This window comes from Micromonospora sp. D75, from assembly GCF_018070405.1.
Classification (GTDB): domain Bacteria; phylum Actinomycetota; class Actinomycetes; order Mycobacteriales; family Micromonosporaceae; genus Micromonospora; species Micromonospora chalcea.
On the sequence record NZ_JAGPXV010000415.1, the window covers coordinates 1 to 5,317 of the forward strand.

The following is a 5,317-nucleotide window of genomic DNA, read 5'->3' on the forward strand; positions in this document are numbered from 1 at the left end:
GAGCGGGGCGGGTGGGGAGCGGGCGGGATGGTGGGTGGCGTCAGTGGCGGGTGCGGCGGTGCAGGCCCCGGGTGGGGTGCCAGCTCTCGATCAGCAGGTGGTCGGGCGGGTCGCCGACCCGGGTGAGCACCACCTCGGTCAGCTCGATCCGGAAGCTGTGCGAGCCGTCCTCGGCGGGCTGCTCCTCGTGCGCCCGGCCGGCGATCTTCGCGTCCCCGTCCCAGGTGGACGGGTCGTCCGGCGGGGCGTCCTCGGTCGGGCTGTGCAGCGCCACCCGAGGATCGCGGCGCAGGTCGAGCGCCTTGACCGCGCCGGCCATGCTGCCCAGCCGCAGCTGCCCGTCGTCACCGAAGTCGAACTCGGTGCCGCTGATCCGCGGCGAGCCGTCCCGCCGCAGTGTCGCCATCGTGCCGTGCTTGCGGACCGCGAAGCGGGCGCGCACCCGCGCCGCGAACTCGGGTTCGGCCGCCACCAGATCGGACCACCATGTCATGCGCCCGATTCTGGCCGGGAAACCTGACAACCCGCGGCAGCTTTCAGCCGACCTGGAAACCGAGCGCCTGGGCCAGCATCACCGCCTGCTCGGCGTCGATCCGCGCGCCGGAACGCTGCACCGCCGTCGGGTCGAGCGCGGACAGGTCGCTGCCGCGCAGGTCGGCCCGGATCAGCTTGGCGGCGTGCAACTGGGCGCCGGAGAGGTCCACGCCGGTCAGCGTCGCGCCGGTGAGGTCGGCACCGGTCAGGTCGACCTCCCGCATCCGTACGTCGGTGATCCGCGCCCCGCGCAGGTCGGCGCCGGCGAGCGTGACGAAGGACCAGTCGCCCCGGTCGACCCGCAGCGGGCGCAGGTCGCAGCGGTCGAACGTGCTGCCGACCAGCTTGCAGCCGGTGAACTCGGCCTCGAAGAGGTTGCACTTGCTGAACGAGCACCTGGTGAACGCCGAGTCGGTGTGCCGGGAGGCGTTGAACGCCACGTTGCCGAACACGCAGTCGGTGAAGACCGCGCCCCGGCTGACCGCCTCGGTCAGGTCGACGTGGAAGAACTCGCACCGTACGAAGTGCCTGTCGGCCAACTCCTCGGCGTACCAGTCCTGCTGGCGGTAGGTGACGTCCTCGACCGGCTCCGGCATGCCACCGACAGTAGTGACACTTCCCGGCCGCGGTACCTGCGGGTAGGTTCGCGGTCGTGAGTGTCACCGTGAGCACCGACCCCGGACGTGTCGGCCTCGATCCCGCCCGGCTGGCGCGGATCGACGAGCACTTCGCCCGGTACGTCGACGACGGCCGGCTCGCCGGCTGGCAGATCGTCGTCACCCGCCGGGGCGAGATCGCCCACTCCTCGACGTACGGGCTGCGCGACCGGGAGGCCGGTACGCCGGTCGAGGCGGACACGCTCTGGCGCATCTACTCGATGACCAAGCCGATCACCTCGGTCGCCGCGATGATGCTCTGGGAGGAGGGCCGGCTCGAGCTGAACGACCCGGTCAGCCGCTGGCTGCCGGAGTTCGCCGACGTACGCGTCTACGACCGGGGTTCGGTGCTGAAGCCGTACACGGTGCCGGCGGTCGAGCCGATCCGGATCTGGCACCTGCTCACCCACACCGCCGGCCTGACGTACGGCTTCGCCCAGGTGTCGGTGGTCGACGGCCTGTACCGGGCGGCGGGCTTCGACCTGGGCGTGCCGCCGGGCGCGGACCTGGCGGCGGCCTCGGCCGGGCTGGCCCGGCTGCCGCTGCTGTTCCAGCCGGGCACGAGCTGGAACTACGGCGTCTCCACCGACGTCCTGGGCCGCCTGGTCGAGGTGATCTCCGGGCAGTCGCTCGACGCGTTCTTCGCCGAGCGGATCCTGGGCCCGCTGGGCATGACCGACACCCGCTGGTGGGTGGACGCGGCGGACGCGAAACGCCTGGCCGCGCTCTACGCCCCGCACCCGGCGACCGGTCAGGCGGTACGCGCCGACGGGGTGGGCCGGGCCGCGCTGGCGGAGCCGACGTGGCACTCCGGCGGCGGCGGGCTGCTCTCCACGGCGGCCGACTACCACCGGTTCACCCAGTTCCTGCTGCGTGGCGGCGAGCTGGACGGGGTGCGCCTGCTCGGGCCGCGCACGGTGCGCTTCATGACCCGCAACCACCTGCCCGGCAACCGGGACCTGGCCTCGTTCTCGCCGGAGGGCTTCGCCGAGACGATCCTCGACGGGATCGGCTTCGGGCTGGGCTTCGCGGTCGTGCTGGACCCGGTGCCGTCGCGGGTGCCGAGCAGCGTCGGCGAGTTCTACTGGGGCGGCCTGGCCAGCACCGCGTTCTGGGTGGACCCGGTGGAGGAGGTCACCGCGCTGCTGTTCACCCAGTTGATGCCGTCCAGCACGTACCCGCTGCGCAGCCAGTTGCGCCAGCTCGTCTACTCGGCGATCGTCGACTGAGCCGGTTCGGCGGAACTCCCGCCGTCCGCCGGCAGGCTGCCTAGCCTGTGAGGCATGAGCGACATCGTCGTGTTCGGCGCCGGCGGGACGGCGGGCTCGCGGATCGCCGCGGAGGCGGTCGAGCGGGGGCACCGGGTGACAGCGGCGGTGCGGCGTCCGGAGGCGGTCGGCTACCTACCCCCAGGCGTACGCACGGTGACCGGCGACGCCACGTCGGCGCGGAGCGTACGCGAACTGGCCGAGGACGCGGATGTGCTGGTGGTGGCCATCGGCGGCGGCGAGCGGGCCCTGTGGCGCGACGCCGCGCGGACGCTGGTCGACACGCTGCGTGAGTTGCCGGACCCACCTCGGGTGATCCACGTCGGCGGTGGCTCGACGCTGCTCACGCCGAAGGGGACCCGGTATCTGGACGAGCCGGACTTCCCGGAGGAGTACCGGGACTCGGCGCACGGTCAGGCCGACGCGCTGGAGTTCTACAGGTCCAGCGCCGACGGGGTGACCTGGACGTACGTCTCCCCGCCGCCGCTGGAGTTCCACCCGGGCGAGCGGACCGGGCACTACCGCACCGGCACCGACCACCCGGTGACCGACGCGCAGGGCCGTTCGGTGCTCACCTACGAGGACCTGGCGGTGGCGATCGTCGACGAGATCGAGGATCCGCGCTTCGGCAACGCCCGGTTCACGGTCGCGTACTGATTCAGTCGGCCAGCCGGGCCGGGAAGCCGCCGGTGGCGATCGGGCCCCAGGACTCGATCGTGACCCGGATCAGCGACTTGCCCTGCGCGACCATGGCCGACCGGTACTCGTCCCAGTCCGGGTGCTCGCCGGAGATGCTGCGGAAGTACTCGACCAGCGGTTCCAGCGCCTCGGGCAGGTCGAGCACCTCGGCCACGCCGTCGACCTGCACCCACGGGCCGTTCCAGTCGTCGGAGAGCACGCACGCGGAGACGCGCGGGTCGCGGCGGATGTTGGCGACCTTGGCACGCTCGGGATAGGTGGAGATCACCAGCCGGCCCTCGGCATCCACCCCGCAGGCCACCGGGGAGGACTGCGGGCGCCCGTCGGAGCGGGTGGTCATGAGCACGACGTGGTGGCGGGGGCGGAGGAACTCGATCAGGGCGTCCCGGTCGACCCGGGTGTTCTTCGCGATGCTGCGTGCCATGCCTCGGTTCTACCAGGCATGTCCGTCGTTCTCAGCGCGGGCGGCCGGCGGACCGCTGCGCGGTGACCTGCTCCGGCACGCGCGGGCGGGCCGAGGGCCGCCAGGCGCGGCCGTTGGCGTAGATCACCCGGAAACCGAGGTACGCGGCGAGCGGCGCCCAGTGCGCCGAGCGCATCCGCAGCTCGGCGGCGTTGTGCCGCTGCCCGTTGGCGAGCACGTCGAGCAGCACCGTCTCGAAGGCGGCCGACTCGACCCAGTCCACCTCGCGGGTGAAGCCGCAGATCAGCGCCGCGCCGGTGACGTCGAGGAACTCGCGCAGCGTGGCGTCGGAGGCACGCAGCACCGAGCAGCTGCCGAAGTAGAGGCGGCGGCCCTCGCAGCGGCCGGCCATCCGCTCGGCCACGTCCGACAGCTCGACCGAGTCCCAGTCGGTGAGGCAGAGCCGGCTCGGCTCGCCGTGCATGGCGAAGAAGCCCACCCGGTGGTCGGCGTACTGCTTGAGCAGCCAGCGGTCGACGAAGTAGAACAGCTCGTCGCGGGTGGCCGCGTCCTTGTGGATGTAGCGGATACGGCCGAGCCGCTCCAGCAGATCGAGCGTGGGCAGGACGGACCCGCGTTCGTTGAGGTCGCGGTGCCACTGCCCCTCGACGCAGAACACGCCGCCACGCGCCAACGCCCACCTCCCCGCCCGTCGAGGTCGCCGCCCGGTCCGGGAGCAGACGTTACCGGTCACGTCCGACGGGCGACACCCGGCAGCGCGTACGCAAACAGGCAGTATTCACAGCCAATACCCAGCAACCGGGCGATGTGAGAACAATTTCCGCTAATCACCACGAAGAATCCTCGTACCTGTCACGGTGAGAGGGACGGGACGTACCGGTCGATGTGCCCGTCGGATCCCAGTTCCGCTCTGACATCGGGAGGACTCTGTGCGCGTCAACACCCTGAAGCGGGCGGCGGTCGCGTTCGCGCTGGCCCTGCCCGGGGCCGCCGTGGCGACAGTCGTGGCCGCGCCACCGGCGCACGCCGACGGCTGCTACACCTGGAACCGGACGCTGTCCCAGGGAAGCTCCGGCGACGACGTCCGGCAGCTCCAGATCCGGGTGGCCGGCTGGGCGGCGTACGGCGGCATCGTCCGGGTCGACGGCGTGTACGGCCCGGAGACGGCCGCCGCGGTCAAGCGCTTCCAGACCGCGTACGGGCTGCGCGCCGACGGCGTGGCCGGGCCGCAGACGTTCGCCAGGATCTACGACCTGCAGAAGGACAGCGACTGCACGCCGAAGCACTTCAGCTACGCCGAGCTGGACAACGGCTGCGGCAAGGGCGGGTGGGCCGGCGGCCCGCTCTCCGCGTCGGCCACCCGGGAGAACGCGCTGCGCACCATGTGGAAGCTGGAGGCGCTGCGGCGCAGCCTCGGCGACAAGCCGCTCTACGTGACCAGCGGGTTCCGCAGCATCGCCTGCAACCGGCAGGTCGGCGGCGCCGCGGACAGCCAGCACCTCTACGGCAACGCGGCCGACCTGATCGCCAAGCACCGCAGCCTCTGCGACATCGCCCGCTCGGCCCGCAGCCGGGGCTTCAGCGGCATCTACGGCCCCGGCTACCCGGACCACGACGACCACACGCACGTCGACTCGCGGCGGGAGAACAACCGGGACAAGTCGTCGAACACGAAGGGCTGGTCCGCACCGGACTGCGGAGTCAAGTGATGCGGTGACGGCGGCCCGGACCGGGGG

The 5,317-nt window shown here is 72.2% G+C and carries 7 protein-coding genes; 3 read left to right on the forward strand and 4 right to left on the reverse strand.

All coding sequences use genetic code 11. The features are described from left to right. Positions 1–40: 40 nt before the first annotated feature. Both KBX39_RS21960 and KBX39_RS21965 read right to left on the reverse strand, forming a co-directional pair. Positions 41–493 carry a pyridoxamine 5'-phosphate oxidase family protein gene (locus KBX39_RS21960; protein WP_166455613.1) on the reverse strand — a complete coding sequence of 151 codons (453 nt, stop codon included), beginning with the start codon at positions 491–493 and terminating at the stop codon, positions 41–43. Between the two features lie 43 nt (positions 494–536). Then, positions 537–1,130, reverse strand: a complete 594-nt coding sequence (locus tag KBX39_RS21965) for a pentapeptide repeat-containing protein (RefSeq protein WP_013284334.1) — start codon at positions 1,128–1,130, stop codon at positions 537–539. Between the two features lie 56 nt (positions 1,131–1,186). Between KBX39_RS21965 and KBX39_RS21970 the strand changes: the two genes are divergently transcribed. Together KBX39_RS21970 and KBX39_RS21975 are read left to right on the forward strand one after the other, a co-directional pair. Continuing rightward, positions 1,187–2,419, forward strand: coding sequence for a serine hydrolase (locus KBX39_RS21970; protein ID WP_113971910.1), 1,233 nt, complete (start codon positions 1,187–1,189; stop codon positions 2,417–2,419). Between the two features lie 54 nt (positions 2,420–2,473). Beyond that, complete coding sequence (locus tag KBX39_RS21975) at positions 2,474–3,115, forward strand: NAD(P)-dependent oxidoreductase (protein ID WP_043326240.1); 642 nt, start codon at positions 2,474–2,476, stop codon at positions 3,113–3,115. Position 3,116: 1 nt separating this feature from the next. On the opposite strand, the gene KBX39_RS21980 is transcribed toward KBX39_RS21975, so the two are convergent. Together KBX39_RS21980 and KBX39_RS21985 are read right to left on the reverse strand one after the other, a co-directional pair. Continuing rightward, on the reverse strand, positions 3,117–3,581 hold the full coding sequence (locus KBX39_RS21980) for a PPOX class F420-dependent oxidoreductase (RefSeq protein ID WP_030272926.1): 465 nt from the start codon (positions 3,579–3,581) through the stop codon (positions 3,117–3,119). A gap of 31 nt (positions 3,582–3,612) precedes the next feature. Further along, a complete protein-coding gene (locus KBX39_RS21985; RefSeq protein WP_043326246.1) occupies positions 3,613–4,254 on the reverse strand; it encodes a hypothetical protein in 642 nt (213 codons plus the stop codon). Between the two features lie 256 nt (positions 4,255–4,510). On the opposite strand from KBX39_RS21985, the gene KBX39_RS21990 reads away from it, so the two are divergent. Then, positions 4,511–5,290, forward strand: a complete 780-nt coding sequence (locus tag KBX39_RS21990; protein WP_043326248.1) for a D-Ala-D-Ala carboxypeptidase family metallohydrolase — start codon at positions 4,511–4,513, stop codon at positions 5,288–5,290. Positions 5,291–5,317 lie beyond the last annotated feature (27 nt).

Coding starts and splice junctions, on each gene's coding strand:
- KBX39_RS21960 (WP_166455613.1), bottom strand. CDS start 493: ATGACATGGTGGTCCGATCTGGTGGCGGCCGAACCCGAGTTCGCGGCG.
- KBX39_RS21965 (WP_013284334.1), bottom strand. CDS start 1,130: ATGCCGGAGCCGGTCGAGGACGTCACCTACCGCCAGCAGGACTGGTAC.
- KBX39_RS21975 (WP_043326240.1), top strand. CDS start 2,474: ATGAGCGACATCGTCGTGTTCGGCGCCGGCGGGACGGCGGGCTCGCGG.
- KBX39_RS21980 (WP_030272926.1), bottom strand. CDS start 3,581: ATGGCACGCAGCATCGCGAAGAACACCCGGGTCGACCGGGACGCCCTG.